Consider the following 16,196-nt stretch of genomic DNA (forward strand, 5'->3'; position numbering starts at 1 on the left):
ATTCCGAAAAAACTGACCTAGAATCCTGATGTGCGCCGGATGTGCGTATGCGGAGGATGTGATGGACCGTCTCACCAGTCTTATTTCTCGGTTTCGGATGCGGGTGGATGTCGCGGCATGTCCGCATGCAAATCTGTGTGTTCTGACAGGGCGCGCAGGGGTGCAGACCCTGCTGTTTACACCCGGCAGTACAGTGCAGGGCACGGAGGCTGCCGCGTGTGCTGTCTGCCTTGCGCTGCGGGTGGACTGGGACGGGGCGCATAACCCTTTGGTGGCGGCATTGCCGCAGCGGGTCGAGGTGGCGTTGTCCCAAACCCCGCAGTTGGCCGCAATTCTGGACCTGATGCGGCAGGAGCTTGAGGCTCATCGCTGCGGAGCGGAATCGGTTCTGTCCAGTCTTGGACAGGCGCTGATGGTGCGGCTGCTGCGCCATCTGATCGAGGCAGGCACCGCAGAGCCGGGTCTGCTGGCAGGGCTTGCCGATCAGCGGTTGGCCCGCGCGATTGTGTCGATGCATGATGAGCCGGGACGGGTCTGGACCACCGCTGATCTGGCGCAGGAGGCGGGGTTGTCGCTGTCGCGGTTCTCGGAGCTGTTCTCAGCGCAAATGAACGAGACGCCGATGGGATACTTGCGGCGCTGGCGGTTGACGCTGGCGCGACAGGATCTGCTCCGGGGCGACCGGGTCGAGGCCGTTGCTCGCCGCTATGCGTATGAGTCACCCGAAGGGTTTACCCGTGCCTTTCGCAAAGCTTACGGCGTGGCGCCGGTCTCCCTGAGGCAAAGCGCGGCCTGAGGCTGGGCCGCGTTTGGCCCCCCTGCACGTGCCCTATGGGCATGGCCGGTGTCGCGTATTCTGACATCTGTTGAGTGTGATGGCCAAACGCCGCGCGCCCGCCCCTCGATGGGGCGGGCGCGCGGGATTGCCGGTGGCGCGCAAGCGGCCAAGGGCCCCTTGCGCGCGCCGCCCTTCGGGCGGCAGGCGTCCAGATCAGAGCGGGGTGTCAGGGGGTCCAGGTGAGGAAGTTGCCGATCATCCTGAGGCCGACATGCTGGCTTTTTTCCGGGTGGAACTGCATGCCGAGCATGGTGTCGCGCCCGATCACCGCCGTGACATCCCCGGCGTAATCCACATGCGCCAGCCGTTCGGCGGGAGTGGCGACGCGGAAATGATAGCTGTGCACGAAATAACAGTGATCGCCCGTGGAGATGCCATCAAACACCGGGTGGGGGTGGTCGATCACCAGATCGTTCCAGCCCATATGCGGCACTTTCAGTCGCGCGTCCTCAGGCATGATCTTCACCACGTCGCCGCCCACCCAGCCGAGGCCCGGCGTCTCGGAATATTCGTGACCCGTCGTGGCCATCAACTGCATGCCGACACAAATCCCAAGGAAGGGGCGGCCTTTGACCTCTACGGCCTCGACCATCGCGTCATAAATGCCTTTGTGGCCGCGCAACTCTGCCGCGCAGGCGGGAAAGGCACCGTCGCCCGGCAGCACCAGCCGGTCGGCGCGGGCGACCACATCGGCGTCGGATGTCACCACAACCTCGCCAGCGCCGACTTCAGCCGCCATGCGCTGAAACGCTTTTTCGGCGGAGTGCAGGTTGCCGGATTCGTAGTCGATGATGGCGGTCAGCATAGGAAGACGTCCTCATTGTCATGTGCCCCTGAAGTGGCGGGAAACCGCGCGAGGGTCAAGAGGCGCAGGGGATCACGCGGTGCCCGATGTTCCAAGCGCATTCAACAAGCCGAGGATCTGGTCAAACAGCCCGTCCTCCAGCGGACCACCCGGCGCACCGAATTCGCCCGCCAGGCTCAGCATGGTGAAACCGTGGATCAGCGACCAGACCTGCAGCTCGATCACCCGCGCAGCGGTGCCCTCGGGGACAAAGGGCGCGCAGACCTCGCGCAGGATCTGATAGGCGTCTGCGTCTTCGCGCGCGCCGCCGGGCACCAGCCCCGCCAGCCCCCGGTCGCCAAAGATCACCCGCAGGATGCCACCATGATCGACGCCAAACTGCAGATATCCCCGACAAATCGACTTGAGTTGCCCGCGCGCGCTTTGGTCGCCCTGCGCGCGCGCCTCGCGCATGTAGTTGGAAAAGATCCGAAACCCTTCAGCCGCAATCGCCGCCTTCAGCCCCGCAAGCCCATCGAAATGATGCGCCGGGGCGGCATGGGAAACACCGGCCCGCGCGGCGCATTTGCGCAAGGTCAGCGCCTCTATCCCGCCCTCTTCCAAGAGGTCGATCCCGGCGCGCACCAAGGTGTTGCGCAAGTCCCGTTGCCGGGAGTGGGAGGGGGGAGGTGAGGCCGTCATAAAGTCAGGATTGATGCGGAACTTGACGGTGTCAAGTTGGATCTTTACTTTACAGTGTCAAGTTGACCGTAAAGGAGTCACCGCATGACATGTCACTTCTGGACCAAGCGCCGCCTCGCATGGGGGCTTGGCACACTCTGGGCGCTGTCGATTCTGATTGCATTGGGATCTCTGCGGTTTCTCGTGGCGGAGGTGTCACTGGTGATGCCGGCGATGGTGCATCACCTGCTGGCGCGTCCGGTGGTGCTGTACCTGCATATCGGGCTGGCGCCGGTGGCTCTGGCGCTGTTGCCGGTGCAGTTTTCGCACCGATTGCGTGGCAGACGTCCGGGCCTGCACCGATGGGGCGGGCGGCTCTATGCATTGTGCGTTCTCATGTCCGGGCTTGCCAGCCTGTGGCTGGCGTATACCACGGCCGAAGGCGTGGTGGCGGGGCTTGGTTTTGCGCTGCTGGCGGTGGTCTGGCTGGCTACTACGGCAATGGCGGTGATCGCCGCCCTGCAACGCAGGCTCGCCCGGCACAGGGCCTGGATGATCCGTTCTGCCGCCCTGACGCTGGCAGCGGTGACACTACGGCTCTATCTGCCCATCGGCATGACGACTGTGGGGTTTGAGGCGAGCTATCCCGTGATCGCATGGATCTGCTGGGTGCCAAATCTCTTGGCGGCAGAGTGGCTGCTGCGTCGGGAGGCGCGCGGTGCCGTGTCTGCGGGCTGAGCGCTGCACCAACGCAAGTAATCAAAGCGAAAAGGCCCGGGCTGTGCCGGGCCTTCGCATCAGAAAACACACTGTGAGCGCTCAGAGCGCGCCTTTGGTGGAGGGCACGGCGTCGGCCTTGCGCGGGTCGACCTCGACGGCGGTGCGCAGCGCGCGGGCCACGGCCTTGAAGGCGGCCTCGGCGATGTGGTGGCTGTTCGCCCCATGGATCTGGTCGATGTGCAGGGTGATGCCGCCATGGGTCGCAAGCGCCTGAAAGAACTCGCGCACCAGTTCGGTGTCAAAAGTGCCGATTTTTTGCGTGGGCAGATCCACATTCCACACAAGGAAAGGTCGGGCCGAAAGATCCAGCGCGGCACGCACCTGTGCGTCATCCATCGGCAAGTGGCACGCGCCGTAGCGGTTGATACCTTTCTTGTCACCAAGCGCCTGCACCAGCGCCTGACCCAGCGCGATGCCGGTGTCCTCGACGGTGTGGTGGTCGTCGATGTGGTAATCGCCCTTGGCGCGGATGGTCATGTCGATCAGCGAGTGGCGCGACAGCTGGTCCAGCATGTGGTCAAAAAAGCCAACGCCGGTTTGATTGTCATATGTGCCGCTGCCGTCGAGGTTGACGGAGACGGAGATCTCCGTCTCGGCGGTGGAGCGGGAAACCTGGGCTGTGCGCATGGTGAAATCCTCAATCTGTCGCCTAGGCTTATAGGGTGCGGGGTGGCGCAGGCTCAAGGGGGATCGCAGGATTGCTGTGCCCCTGCAGTGCCTTCGTGGCGCATCAGTGGCGCTCAGGGGTGGGATTGCCCTTTTTCGCGCTGCGTGCGAGGTTGCCGGGCAACCAGACCTGACAGAAGCTGAGGCGAGATATGTCCACCTGCGTCTTTATCCAGATCCGCTGCAAACCCGGCACCACCTATAAGGTGGCCGAGGATATTGCGCTGCATGAGATCCACTCGGAGCTTTATTCCACCAGCGGGGAATATGATCTGCTGATGAAGCTCTACATCCCCTCGGGCGAGGATGTGGGCAAATATATCAATGACCACCTGTTGCAGATCCCCAATATCGAACGGTCGCTGACGACAATGACGTTCAAGGTCTTCTGAGGATTGCCAAAAAGAGCGCCTTGCGGCGCGCAGGGTGCGCTTTTCCCTGTGGGAAAAGCCTGTTGCGAGGCGCTGCCTCGCGCTCCGGGATATTTAGAGTTAGAAGAGGAAAGGCGCCCGTTTTGGTCGGGGCGCCTTTTGTTTTAGGTCAGCTGTTCAGGAGGCCTTCGGATTTTAAGGACTCATAGGCGGTGTCGACGCCGACCTTGGTGCGTTTGAGCATCTCGTCCACCTCAGCCTTTGTGATGATCAGCGGCGGGCAGAAGGCCAGCGCGTTTCCGGCCACAGCGCGCAGGATCAGGCCCGCGTCCTGGCAGGCTTTGACAGCTGCAGCACCACCTTTGCCGCCAGCAATTGTTGCGCCGGTGGTCTTGTTGGAGACCAGCTCCAACGCCGCGATCAGACCTTTGCCACGCACCTCGCCCACCAGCGGGTGATCGGTGAAGATCTCGCGCAGCTGCGCTTGCATGTATGCGCCCACCTCGGCGGCATGGTCAAAGATCTTGTCGCGCTCGTAGATTTCCAGCGTTTTCAGGGCCGCGGCACAGGCGGCGGGGTGACCGGAGTAGGTATAGCCGTGGCCAAAGACGCCGACCTCATTGGTCTGATCCACCATCGCCTTATACATCCAGCCGGGAATGACCGAGGCGGAGATCGGGAAATAGGCCGAGGACAGTTGTTTGGCGAAGGTCATCAGATCCGGTTTGATCCCCATGGTGGTGCAGCCGAAATCGGCACCTGTGCGGCCAAAGCCGCAGATGACCTCATCCGCCCAGATCAGGATGTCATGTTTGCGCAAAAGCGCCTGTAGCCCCTCGTAGTAGCCCTCGGGAGGGACGATCACGCCGGAGGCCCCGGTGATCGGCTCTACGATCATCGCGGCGATGGTCTCCGGGTCCTCGGCGAGGATCTGGTCTTCGAGGTTTTGCAGGATGCGTTCGACAAACTGCGCCTCGGTCTCATTGCCCTGACGGCCGGTGTAGTAATGCGGCGCATCGGCGCGCAGGATCGACAGTGCCTCCAGCGGTGCGTCGAAATGGGCCAGGTTGGCGGGCAGGGAGGTCAGCGAGCCCGCCGCCACGGTCACGCCGTGATAGCCGCGCTCTCGGGTGATGATCTTGCGCTTTTGCGGCTTGCCGATCGCATTGAAGTAATAGCGCAGCATCTTGTAGTGGCTGTCATTGGCATCGGAGCCGGAGTTGCCAAAGAAGAAATAAGCATCCTCCACCGGCACCATCGCCTTGAGCTTCTCGGCCAGTTGCATCACCGGCGCGTGGGTCTTGCCGCCGAAGGTGTGCTGGAAGGGCAGGCGGTTCAGCTGTTCGGTGATCGCCTCCACCACCTCGGTGTTGGAATAGCCCAGCGAGGTACACCACAGGCCCGCGAGCCCTTCGATGTATTCCTTGCCGCTGTCATCATAGACGTAGATCCCCTCACCATGGGTGATGCAGAGCTGCTCCGTCGCGGTGAAATTCGTCGTCGGGTAGATCACGCTCGCCATCTGGCCAATCCTTTGCTGTCACAGGTTGGGACAAGGATTGGCGCGCATTTGAGAGCCAGTCAAAGGATTTTGATCAAAAATTACAAGCGCCTGTTCTGAAAAGCGAAAAGCCGCATCGGATGATGCGGCCTTTTCGGTTCCAAATGGAGCGGGCGAGGCGATTCGAACGCCCGACCCTAACCTTGGCAAGGTTATGCTCTACCCCTGAGCTACGCCCGCGCTGCCATTCGGTGAGCCGTGATTTAGGCAATCCTGTCAGAGGCTGCAAGCGGAAAATTTGCGCATCACGGCAAAAACTTCTGTGTCTCGTCAGGGGCGGAGGACGGGGATGAGGAGCAAGAAAAGCGAAAGGCCACATCCGAAGATGCGGCCTTTTCGATTTCGAATGGAGCGGGCGAGGCGATTCGAACGCCCGACCCTAACCTTGGCAAGGTTATGCTCTACCCCTGAGCTACGCCCGCGCTGCCATTCGGTGAGGCGTGATTTAGGCAATCCCGTCACAGGCTGCAAGAGAAAAATTGAGAATTGGGTGAATTTATTGGCACGCCTCTGGGTCTTGGTGCGGAGCGCAGGCGGCCAGAGGGAAAAGCGAAAGGCCGCATCCGAAGATGCGGCCTTTTCGGTTCCGAATGGAGCGGGCGAGGCGATTCGAACGCCCGACCCTAACCTTGGCAAGGTTATGCTCTACCCCTGAGCTACGCCCGCGCTGCCATTCAGTGAGCGGGATTTAGGAAATCTCGTCGCAGGCTGCAAGCGGAAAATGCGAGGCGGGGCAATTTCAGCGCATCTCACGGCGGTTTGCTGGAATGCAGCTGGCGATAAGCGGTGGGCCAAAAGGTTCCATAGGGATGCGCACACAGCTGCGTGAACGGCAGGAATATGCACAGGCAGATCTGGGAAAATGGCAATTTTATACCGGCTTTGCGCTCGGGGTCAGGAAGAACGGGCGCAGTGGTTGTCCCCGCCCGGCGGCAGACCATGTTCTGCACACAGCGAAAGGCTGCAATAAAATGGAGACAACATCATGAAGCGCATCATTCTAGCATCTACCCTGTCGATCTCGGCCTCCGCTGCTGTGGCGGGCAATCTGGAAGAACCGGTCGTCGAACCCGTGCCGACCCCGCCCGCACCTGTGGTTGCGGCTGCACCAGATACTGACTGGACCGGCTTTTACGGCGGTCTGCAATATGGTCAGGGCGAAGCGGATCTGTCGCTGGGCGGTGCCTCTGCATCTGAGGATTTCGACGCCTTTGGTGTGCACGGCGGCTATAACCACGACTTCGGCCGCTACGTGCTTGGCGGTGAGTTGATGTATAACGACATCAGCGGCGACAATGGCGGTGATGGCGATCTGACCTCGCTGCGCGCCCGCGCTGGTATGGATCTGGGACGGTTCATGCCCTACGTGACCGCAGGTGTGTCGCATCTGTCGCTTGCCTCGGGTGGCGCAGATATTTCTGAGAACGGGTTCACCTATGGTGTGGGCGCGGAATACCTCGTCAGCGAACGGTTCAGCGTGGGTCTTGAATACACCAAGAGCGACTTCAGCGATGCCGGCGGCGTCGCGGGCGCAGATCTTGATACGGACAAAGTTCAATTGCGCGCGTCCTACCGGTTCTGATCGGTACACGCGCTTAATAGAAGAGGGGCGGTCTTTGGCCGCCCCTCTTTGCATTTTGTATCAGTGGTCTGTGTCTGGATGCAGACGCGCTGGTTTACTCCAGCTCGACCAGCAGATCCTTGGCGTCGATCTGACCGCCGGGCTGGACGTGCACGGCCTTCACCACCGCGTCGCGCTCAGCATGCAGGCCGGTTTCCATCTTCATCGCCTCGATGGTCAGCAGAAGGTCGCCCTCATGCACCTGCTGGCCCACCTGCACCCCAATGGAGGCCACGACACCGGGCATCGGCGCGCCGATGTGGTTGGCATTGCCCACTTCGGCCTTGGGGCGCTGCGCGGTGGAGGATTTCACCAGACGGTTGGGCACCCGGATGACACGCGGCTGGCCGTTCAGTTCAAAGAACACCTTCACCTCGCCCTGTTCATCGGTCTCGCCGATGGCTTGCAGGCGGATTTCCAGCGTCTTGCCGGGGTCGATCTCGGCGGTGATCTCGTCACCCGGCTCCATGCCGTAAAAGAACGTCCGTGTTGGCAGGGACCGCACCGGGCCATACTGGCGGTGGCGCCCCATGTAATCCAGGAACACCTTGGGATACATCAGATAGCCGTTCAGATCCTCGTCATCGACCTTGAAGCCTTCGAGCTCTTTGGACAGCTCCGCGCGGGTGCTTTCAATGTCGACAGGCTCCAGATGCGCGCCGGGGCGTTCAAGATTGGGGGCCTCGCCCTTCAGCACCTTCTTGACGATGCCTTCGGGGAACCCGCCCGGAGGCTGGCCGAGGTTGCCGCGCATCATGTCCACCACAGAGTCGGGGAAGGAGACGTCGGATTTCGGGTCCTCGACCTGCGCGCGGGTCAGGCCCTGAGAGACCATCATCAGCGCCATGTCGCCAACCACCTTGGAGGAGGGGGTCACTTTGACGATGTCACCAAACATCTGGTTCACATCGGCATAGGTCTGGGCGACCTCGTGCCAGCGCTCCTCCAGACCAAGGCTGCGCGCCTGTGCCTTGAGGTTGGTGAACTGGCCGCCGGGCATCTCGTGCAGATAGACCTCGGAGGCCGGGGCCATCAGGCCGCTCTCGAAGGCTGCATATTGCGCGCGCACGTTTTCCCAGTATTCCGAGATTTCGCGGATGTTGCCGATGTCCAGCCCGGTGTCGCGGTCGGTGTTTTTCAGCGCTTCCACGATCGACCCCAGACAGGGCTGCGAGGTGCCGCCAGAGAAGGCATCCATTGCCGCATCCACCGCATCGACGCCCGCATCCGCAGCCGCCAGAATGGTCGCGCCCGCAATGCCAGAGGTGTCATGGGTGTGGAAGTGGATCGGCAGGCCGACCTCTTCCTTCAGCGCCTTGATCAGCAGTTTGGCAGAGGCCGGTTTCAACAGCCCCGCCATGTCCTTCAGGCCCAGCACATGGGCGCCCGCCGTTTCCAACTCCTTGGCCATGCCGACGTAGTATTTCACGTCATATTTGGCGCGCTCAGGGTCAAGGATGTCGCCGGTATAGCAGATGGTGCCTTCGCAGATCTTGCCGCTCTCGACCACCGCGTCCATGGCGACGCGCATGTTCTCGACCCAGTTGAGGCTGTCAAACACGCGGAAGACGTCGATGCCTTTGGCGGCTTCCTTGACAAAGAACTGCACCACATTGTCGGGATAGTTGGTGTAACCCACCCCGTTGGAGGCGCGCAGCAGCATCTGCGTCATCAGGTTCGGCATTGCCTCGCGCAGGTCACGCAGACGTTGCCACGGGCATTCCTGCAAGAAGCGATAGGCCACGTCAAACGTCGCCCCGCCCCAGCATTCAACCGAGAACAGCTGGCTGAGGTTCTGCGCATAGGCCGGCGCCACCTTGATCATGTCATGGCTGCGCATGCGGGTGGCCAGCAGGGACTGGTGCCCGTCACGCATCGTGGTGTCGGTGAGCAGCAGTTGCCGCTGCGCCTTCATCCAGTCCGCGACGGCCTTGGCACCCTTTTGTTCCAACAGGTTACGAGCGCCATAGGGGGTGTTGCCCTTGTCGACCTTGGGGGCGCGCGGCTCTTTCAGGTCGGGATGCGGGGCGGCGCGGCCTTCGGTTTCCGGGTGACCGTTGACGGAGATATCCGCGATATAGGTCAGCACCTTGGTGCCGCGGTCACGGCGCTTGGCGAACTGGAACAGCTCCGGCGTCTCGTCGATGAACTTGGTGGTGTATTCATTCGACAGGAAGGTCGGATGCTTCAGCAGGTTCTCGACAAAGGCGATGTTGGTGCTGACACCGCGCACGCGGAATTCACGCAGGGCGCGGTCCATACGGGCGATCGCCTTTTCCGGTGTCGGCGCTTTGGCCGTCACCTTGGTCAGCAGGCTGTCATAGTACCGCGTGATCACCCCGCCCGCATAGGCGGTGCCGCCATCCAGACGGATGCCCATGCCGGTGGCAGAGCGATAGGCCGTGATGCGGCCATAGTCGGGGATGAAGTTGTTGAGCGGATCCTCGGTGGTGACGCGTGTCTGCAGCGCGTGACCGTTGAGGGTGATCTCGTCCTGGCTGGCCTTGCCGGTGGCCTCTGCGAGGGTCTTGCCCTCGGCAATCAGGATCTGCGCCTGCACGATGTCGATGCCGGTGACTTCTTCGGTGACGGTGTGTTCCACCTGCACCCGCGGGTTGACCTCGATGAAGTAGAACTTCTCCGTCTCCATATCCATCAGGAATTCGACGGTGCCCGCACATTCATAGTTCACATGTTGGCAGATCTTGCGGCCCAGATCGCAGATCTCGGTCCGTTGTGCATCCGTCAGATAGGGCGCAGGCGCGCGTTCCACGACCTTCTGGTTGCGCCGCTGCACGGAGCAGTCGCGCTCAAACAGGTGGTAGATCTCGCCGTGCTTGTCGCCGAGGATCTGCACCTCGACGTGACGGGCGCGGGTGATCATCTTTTCGAGATACCCCTCGCCATTGCCAAAGGCGGCTTCGGCCTCGCGGCGACCTTCCAGAACCTTCTCTTCCAGCTCGTCTTCCGAGTGGATCGGACGCATGCCGCGTCCGCCGCCCCCCCAGCTCGCCTTGAGCATCAGCGGATAGCCGACCTCAGCCGCTTCCTTGCGGATCGCGTCCATGTCATCGCCCAGCACCTCGGTGGCGGGAATGACCGGAACACCGGCCTCTACCGCCACGCGGCGCGCGCTGGCCTTGTCGCCCAAGGCGCGCATGGTCTCGGCCTTGGGGCCGATAAAGGTGATGCCGTTGCGCGCGCAGGCATCCACAAAATCGGGGTTTTCCGACAACAGGCCATAGCCCGGATGGATCGCATCCGCGCCGCATTCCTTGGCGACGCGAATGATCTCATCAATCGACAGGTAAGCGGCAACCGGGCCGAGGCCCTCGCCGATGCGGTAGGCTTCATCCGCCTTAAAGCGGTGCAGGCCCAGTTTGTCCTCCTCCGCATAGACAGCAACGGTACGTTTGCCCATCTCGTTGGCGGCGCGCATCACACGGATGGCGATCTCACCACGGTTGGCAATCAGGATTTTGTTGAACTCAGTCATCTCTCCCCCGAGGTCTTGCTAGGTTGGGCACGTGGTAACGGCTGTATGACACGCAGACCATCCGTGGTTCTGGGTATCTGCGGCATGATTGCGCTCACTTGCGTCCCTTATTCTTGAATTTCGGCGCATGAGGCTGCCGAAATGCGAAACATTGGCCGGGACCTCCCGGTTTTTGCCGCCACGGAAAGCCGTTTGGGAAGGCGGGCTGGCGATGTTGTAGCCACCCCACGGCTCCAGCGCACGCATTTTTTTGCAGTGCAGCATTTTCAACCTGAGCTTTTGGCGCGTTAACCACTCTTTAGGATAGTGCTTCTGTTCTTGCGAATTTCGGATAAATTTTAATCAACAGCACCGGATCAGCAAAACGCGATCCTCAACGACCACCGCAAAGCAGGGTCTTCGTTCTACCACACCAAGGAACCCAAAAGATGTACCGCTTCGTTTTTGTCAGCACCGCTTCTCAGGATCTCTCCGCGCAGCAGATCGCGGATATCGCGGGGGCGTGTCATCGCAACAACCGCAAGGCCGGGTTAACTGGCATGCTGGTGGCGCATCAGGGCCGGTTCCTGCACATTCTCGAAGGCGACGAGACCGCAATCCGCCGCCGCGCCCAGAAAATTCAGGACGATCCGCGCCACCGCGATTTCGAGGTGCTGCAAGCCCGCGACATTCAGATGCGCGCCTTCAAAGACTGGGTTTTTGTGCATGAGACACCCGAGGCACTGCCGCTACTGGGCGGCGAGAATATCGCCCCGCTGCGTGCCTTGCTGCCGATCAACAGCGCCCTGCGTGGTCGCGATCTGACGGTGCGCCAAGTGGTGCGCGACTTCCTGGCCAGCTTTAAACAATTGCTGGCGGCCTAAGATCGGGCGCGTCAGCGCGACACCCATAACAACCAGTCTGACCCGGGGGGATAGGCGGGGGAGGCGCGGTCCTTGGGCGAGGATCGCGCCTTAACTTATTGGCGCTTAGTCCAGATGCAGGCGCCTGAGGTCGCGCAGCTCTGCCAGCGTGCTGATGCCCAGCTGTCCCATATTGGCGCTCAGATCCTTGCTCAGGATGTCATGCAGATGCGCCGGTCCCGCGGCCCCCAATGCTGCAAGCGCATAGTGCCACGCCCGCCCCAGCATCACAAAATCCGCCCCCAGCGCCATGGCGCGCAGGATATCCAGCCCGCCCTCAATGCCGCTATCGAGGATCAGCGGCAGGTGGGTGGCGGCGCGCATCTCTTCCAGCACCTCAATCGGGGCAGGGGCCGCATCAAACTGACGGCCCGCGTGGTTAGAGATCCAGATCGCATCAACCCCTGCCGCCTCCAGCCGGGGCACGTCGCGCGCATCCAGCACGCCCTTGACCACCAAAGGCCCCTCCCAATGGTCGCGCAGCCACTGCAAGTAATCCCAATCGGGCGCGGTGCGCAGCAAATAGCCAATATGCGCGGTCGACGACAGCGCCGAGGCCGCGCCCTCGATGTATTTGTCCAGCGTGCGCATATGCGGCATGCCGCCATCGCCGCGATGTTGCCGCGCCATCCCCAGCGCCCATGTAGGGCGCATCGCCACCTGTGCCAGCAGGCGCGGGGTCAGCCGGGGTGGTTGTGTCAGCCCCGACCGCACCTGCCGTTCCCGGCGCGAGGCCACCGGCACATCGACTGTCAGCACCAGGACCTTGAACCCGGCCGCGCGGGCGCGTGCCAGCATATCCTTGCGGATGCCCTCATCCTTGGGCGGATACATCTGAAACCAACCCTGTTCGCCCAGATGCGGGGCCAGATCCTCGGGGCTTTGGCTCGCCACTGTCGAGAGCCCATAGGGGATCTGGGTTGCCGCCGCATGACGGGCCAGATGACCTTCGGCGTCGGGCCAGATCAGCCCCGACATCCCCACCGGCGCAATGCCAAAGGGGCGCGGCAGTCTGGTGCCAAACAGCGTGGTGCTCAGGTCCATCTCCTGCGGGCCACCCAGGATCGCAGGCATCAGCCCGATCCGGTCAAGGCAGCGGCGATTGCGCGCCTGCGTGGCTTCTCGCCCGGTGGCGCTGTCGAGATACTCCCAAACAAAGCGGGGCAGGCGCGCGCGGGCCTTGGCGCGCAGATCATCAAGGCCGGGGAAACGTTGATCCAAATTCATGCGGCCATTGTTCCCAGAATACTGCGCATGTCCAGCGGTTGCGCATCTGACGCGGGTATTAGAGGACTGGCAAAGGGATGGGCAAAAAGAACTGGCCGCGCGGAGCTCCGATCACTGGATAAGATGACTGGCAAAGCTCACTGGGTGAACGAGGGCAGAAGCTGCCTCAGGGTTTTGGGCGGCGCTTTCGGCGCCAGATCATAAAGCGACAGCAGCGCCTCCCGCGCTACTTGTGGCAACGCCTCCGATACCACAATTTGCATCGGCTGGCCCGGATAACAGCGCGACTGGACCGGCCCGTCCGACAGCGTAATAAACGCCTGATGGCGGAAATCCCCGCGGATCGCGTCAAAGCGCTGAGCCACCGCCATGTCCGGCCCTTCGAGGATTTGCAGAAACACCCCATCCTCAAGCGCCAAAACCCCGGTGATGCCGAGGCTTTCGTTCTTGCGGCGCGACTTTTCAGCAATGGCAGCGGCTTTTTCTGCTGTCATGGTGCTGCTGGCGCGGCTTAGGTACATTATTCTGCGCATGGCGTGCGTTCTCCGCCTGTTTTACACCTTTGTGGTGGTGCGTTCAGTATAGGCGGTGTTTGCCGTCACTTGACTCTGGCATGGGAACAGCGCGCGCTGCTTTGGCTCAGATTACCTATCCTTTGGACCATCTGCATGCCGCGATGGCGGGACATGGCCCCGCTTTATTTCGCACCCCCGTGCTGTTATGCGCCTTACGGAGCCGGGGGCGCAGCACCATAAGGCCGTATCGGAATTTGCGCGGAACGGAGCATGAACAGACCTCTTCCCGTCCACTGTGAAACAGGTTAGGATCGCCGCATGAGCACATTTGACGAAATGGACGCCTTTGAGGGCGCATCGCTGTCCGCCCGCGCCATGGCCGCAGGCTCCACACGCTATATGGACGGTCTGAACGACGCCCAACGCGAGGCGGTGGAAACGCTGGACGGCCCGGTGCTGATGCTGGCGGGCGCGGGCACTGGCAAGACCAAGGCGCTGACCACCCGTATCGTGCATCTGTTGACCACCAACAGGGCGCGCACCAACGAGATCCTCGCGGTGACCTTCACCAACAAGGCCGCCCGCGAAATGAAGGAACGCGTGGGCCGCATGCTTGGTCAGCCCGCCGAGGGCATGCCCTGGCTCGGCACCTTCCACTCGATCTGCGTCAAGCTCCTGCGCCGTCACGCGGAACTGGTGGGGTTGAAATCCAACTTCACCATTCTGGATACCGACGACCAGATCCGCCTGCTGAAACAGCTCATCTCTGCGGCAGGCATCGACGACAAGCGCTGGCCCGCGCGGATGCTCGCCAACATCATCGACGACTGGAAAAACCGCGCGCTGACGCCTGCCAAGGTGCCCGCGGGGGATGCGGCGGCCTATAATCATCGTGGCACCGAGTTCTATGACCAGTATCAGACCCGCCTCAAAGAGCTGAACGCGGTCGATTTTGGCGACCTCCTGCTGCACTGCGTTGAGATTTTCCAGAACAACCCGGATCTTCTGGCGCAATACCACCGCTGGTTCCGCTACATCCTCGTGGACGAGTATCAGGATACCAACGTCGCCCAATACCTCTGGCTGCGGCTCTTGGCCTCGGGGCACAAAAACATCTGCTGCGTCGGTGATGACGACCAGTCGATCTACGGCTGGCGCGGCGCTGAGGTGGGCAATATCCTGCGGTTTGAAAAGGATTTCTCCGGCGCCAAGGTAATCCGGCTGGAGCAAAACTACCGCTCCACCAAACATATCCTCTCCGCCGCCTCCGGCGTCATTCGCGGCAATGAGGGCCGCTTGGGCAAGGAACTCTGGACCGAAGCCGACGGCGGCGAAAAGGTCCGCCTGATCGGCCATTGGGACGGCGAGGAAGAGGCCCGCTGGATCGGTGAAGAAATCGAGGCGATGCAGCGCGGCACCCGTGGTATGCGCCAGTATGGCCTCAATGAAATGGCGATCCTCGTGCGCGCCTCGCATCAGATGCGCGCCTTTGAGGACCGGTTTCTGACCATTGGTCTGCCCTACCGCGTCATTGGCGGTCCGCGCTTTTACGAGCGGTTGGAAATCCGCGATGCCATGGCCTATTTCCGCGTGGTGATCTCGCCCGAGGATGATCTGGCGTTTGAGCGCATCGTCAACACACCCAAACGCGGCCTTGGCGACAAGGCACAGCAGACCATCCAGATGGTCGCGCGCGAAAACGGCGTCTCCCTTATTGAAGGCGCGCGCCTCGCGGTCGAGGACGGGTTGATCAAGGGCAAGGGCGGGGCCGCCCTGCGCCGCCTCGTTGAAAACATCGCCCGCTGGGGGCAGATGACCCGCGCCGTGATCCCGAATGACGGTGACGAGGATGCGGTTCTTGAGGGCGTGCAGAGCTTTGAGGAATTTCAGGCCCGCACGGAGGTCTCTCATGTTGAGCTGGCCGAGATCATCTTGGATGAGAGCGGCTATACCGCCATGTGGCAGGCGGACAAGAACCCCGACAGCCCCGGACGACTCGAGAACCTCAAGGAACTGGTCAAGGCGCTGGAAAACTTCGACAATCTGCAAGGGTTCCTCGAACACGTCAGCCTTGTGATGGACAATGACAAGCAAGACGCCGAGCAAAAAGTGTCGATCATGACGCTGCATGCCGCCAAGGGGCTGGAGTTCCCGGCGGTGTTCCTGCCGGGCTGGGAGGATGGGCTGTTTCCGTCGCAACGCTCTATGGATGAAAGCGGCCTTAAGGGCCTCGAAGAGGAGCGCCGCCTGGCCTATGTGGGCATCACCCGGGCCGAGGAGGTTTGCACGATCTCCTTTGCGGGCAACCGGCGGGTGTTTGGCCAGTGGCAGTCGCAATTGCCCTCGCGTTTCATCGACGAGCTGCCCGAAGAGCATGTGGAAGTGCTCACACCTCCGGGCCTTTATGGTGGCGGTTATGGCGCGGCTGCGCCCTCTGCGGCAGACCCCCCGGTGCGCTCCACCATCGAAGAACGGATGAGCAATGCGGATGGGTATAATTCGCCCGGCTGGAAACGCATGCAGGCGCGCACGGCAGAGCGCGGCTATTCCAAGCCCCGCAAGAGCGATGCACAGATTATTGATCTGACTGCCACCTCAAGCTTCACCATTGGCGAACGGGTGTTTCATCAGAAATTCGGCTACGGCGCCATCATCGGCATGGAAGGCGACAAGCTGGAGGTGGATTTCGAAAAAGCGGGCACCAAAAAAGTGGTCGCGCGATTTGTCTCTGCAAGCGATGACATCCCGTTCTGA

13 protein-coding genes and 3 tRNA genes are annotated in these 16,196 nt (G+C 61.8%); 6 read left to right on the plus strand and 10 right to left on the minus strand.

Features of this window, described 5'->3' with window-relative positions:
• The first annotated feature begins 61 nt into the window (after window positions 1–61).
• Window positions 62–796: a helix-turn-helix transcriptional regulator gene (locus K529_RS03670; RefSeq protein WP_046002452.1), complete on the plus strand. Its 735-nt coding sequence runs from the start codon at window positions 62–64 to the stop codon at window positions 794–796.
• 208 nt (window positions 797–1,004) lie between these two features.
• On the opposite strand, the gene hisH is transcribed toward K529_RS03670, so the two are convergent.
• Together hisH and K529_RS03680 are read right to left on the minus strand one after the other, a co-directional pair.
• Window positions 1,005–1,643, minus strand: coding sequence for an imidazole glycerol phosphate synthase subunit HisH (gene hisH / locus K529_RS03675; RefSeq protein WP_046002453.1), 639 nt, complete (start codon window positions 1,641–1,643; stop codon window positions 1,005–1,007).
• 72 nt (window positions 1,644–1,715) lie between these two features.
• Window positions 1,716–2,282 carry a TetR/AcrR family transcriptional regulator gene (locus K529_RS03680; RefSeq protein WP_227512283.1) on the minus strand — a complete coding sequence of 189 codons (567 nt, stop codon included), beginning with the start codon at window positions 2,280–2,282 and terminating at the stop codon, window positions 1,716–1,718.
• A gap of 126 nt (window positions 2,283–2,408) precedes the next feature.
• On the opposite strand from K529_RS03680, the gene K529_RS03685 reads away from it, so the two are divergent.
• On the plus strand, window positions 2,409–3,041 hold the full coding sequence (locus K529_RS03685; protein WP_046002455.1) for a DUF2306 domain-containing protein: 633 nt from the start codon (window positions 2,409–2,411) through the stop codon (window positions 3,039–3,041).
• 81 nt (window positions 3,042–3,122) lie between these two features.
• On the opposite strand, the gene hisB is transcribed toward K529_RS03685, so the two are convergent.
• Window positions 3,123–3,710, minus strand: a complete 588-nt coding sequence (gene hisB / locus K529_RS03690; RefSeq protein WP_046002456.1) for an imidazoleglycerol-phosphate dehydratase HisB — start codon at window positions 3,708–3,710, stop codon at window positions 3,123–3,125.
• Between the two features lie 191 nt (window positions 3,711–3,901).
• On the opposite strand from hisB, the gene K529_RS03695 reads away from it, so the two are divergent.
• Window positions 3,902–4,141 carry an Lrp/AsnC family transcriptional regulator gene (locus tag K529_RS03695; RefSeq protein WP_005652398.1) on the plus strand — a complete coding sequence of 80 codons (240 nt, stop codon included), beginning with the start codon at window positions 3,902–3,904 and terminating at the stop codon, window positions 4,139–4,141.
• A gap of 148 nt (window positions 4,142–4,289) precedes the next feature.
• Here K529_RS03695 and K529_RS03700 read toward each other — a convergent pair whose 3' ends face one another.
• The 4 genes from K529_RS03700 to K529_RS03715 all read right to left on the minus strand — a co-directional run bounded on the left by K529_RS03700 (window position 4,290) and on the right by K529_RS03715 (window position 6,347).
• Window positions 4,290–5,642: an aminotransferase gene (locus K529_RS03700; protein ID WP_005652392.1), complete on the minus strand. Its 1,353-nt coding sequence runs from the start codon at window positions 5,640–5,642 to the stop codon at window positions 4,290–4,292.
• Window positions 5,643–5,786: 144 nt separating this feature from the next.
• A tRNA-Gly gene (locus K529_RS03705) sits at window positions 5,787–5,861 on the minus strand.
• 167 nt (window positions 5,862–6,028) lie between these two features.
• Window positions 6,029–6,103 (minus strand) — tRNA-Gly (locus tag K529_RS03710).
• Window positions 6,104–6,272: 169 nt separating this feature from the next.
• A tRNA-Gly gene (locus tag K529_RS03715) sits at window positions 6,273–6,347 on the minus strand.
• Between the two features lie 319 nt (window positions 6,348–6,666).
• On the opposite strand from K529_RS03715, the gene K529_RS03725 reads away from it, so the two are divergent.
• Window positions 6,667–7,263, plus strand: a complete 597-nt coding sequence (locus K529_RS03725; protein ID WP_005652389.1) for an outer membrane protein — start codon at window positions 6,667–6,669, stop codon at window positions 7,261–7,263.
• Between the two features lie 94 nt (window positions 7,264–7,357).
• Here the strand turns inward: K529_RS03725 and K529_RS03730 are convergent, their stop codons facing one another.
• Window positions 7,358–10,798 carry a pyruvate carboxylase gene (locus K529_RS03730; protein WP_005652387.1) on the minus strand — a complete coding sequence of 1,147 codons (3,441 nt, stop codon included), beginning with the start codon at window positions 10,796–10,798 and terminating at the stop codon, window positions 7,358–7,360.
• A gap of 428 nt (window positions 10,799–11,226) precedes the next feature.
• Between K529_RS03730 and K529_RS03735 the strand changes: the two genes are divergently transcribed.
• Complete coding sequence (locus K529_RS03735) at window positions 11,227–11,661, plus strand: BLUF domain-containing protein (RefSeq protein ID WP_005652383.1); 435 nt, start codon at window positions 11,227–11,229, stop codon at window positions 11,659–11,661.
• Between the two features lie 105 nt (window positions 11,662–11,766).
• On the opposite strand, the gene K529_RS03740 is transcribed toward K529_RS03735, so the two are convergent.
• The gene (locus K529_RS03740) at window positions 11,767–12,927 is read right to left on the minus strand and encodes an alpha-hydroxy acid oxidase (protein WP_046002856.1); all 1,161 of its coding nucleotides are present in this window, start codon (window positions 12,925–12,927) and stop codon (window positions 11,767–11,769) included.
• Window positions 12,928–13,064: 137 nt separating this feature from the next.
• Entirely contained in the window at window positions 13,065–13,421 is a 357-nt protein-coding gene (locus K529_RS03745; RefSeq protein WP_235858801.1) for a BLUF domain-containing protein, read from the minus strand.
• Window positions 13,422–13,760: 339 nt separating this feature from the next.
• On the opposite strand from K529_RS03745, the gene K529_RS03750 reads away from it, so the two are divergent.
• Complete coding sequence (locus K529_RS03750; protein WP_005653670.1) at window positions 13,761–16,196, plus strand: ATP-dependent helicase; 2,436 nt, start codon at window positions 13,761–13,763, stop codon at window positions 16,194–16,196.

The sequence above is a fragment of the Tritonibacter mobilis F1926 genome, assembly GCF_000376545.2.
Classification (GTDB): domain Bacteria; phylum Pseudomonadota; class Alphaproteobacteria; order Rhodobacterales; family Rhodobacteraceae; genus Epibacterium; species Epibacterium mobile.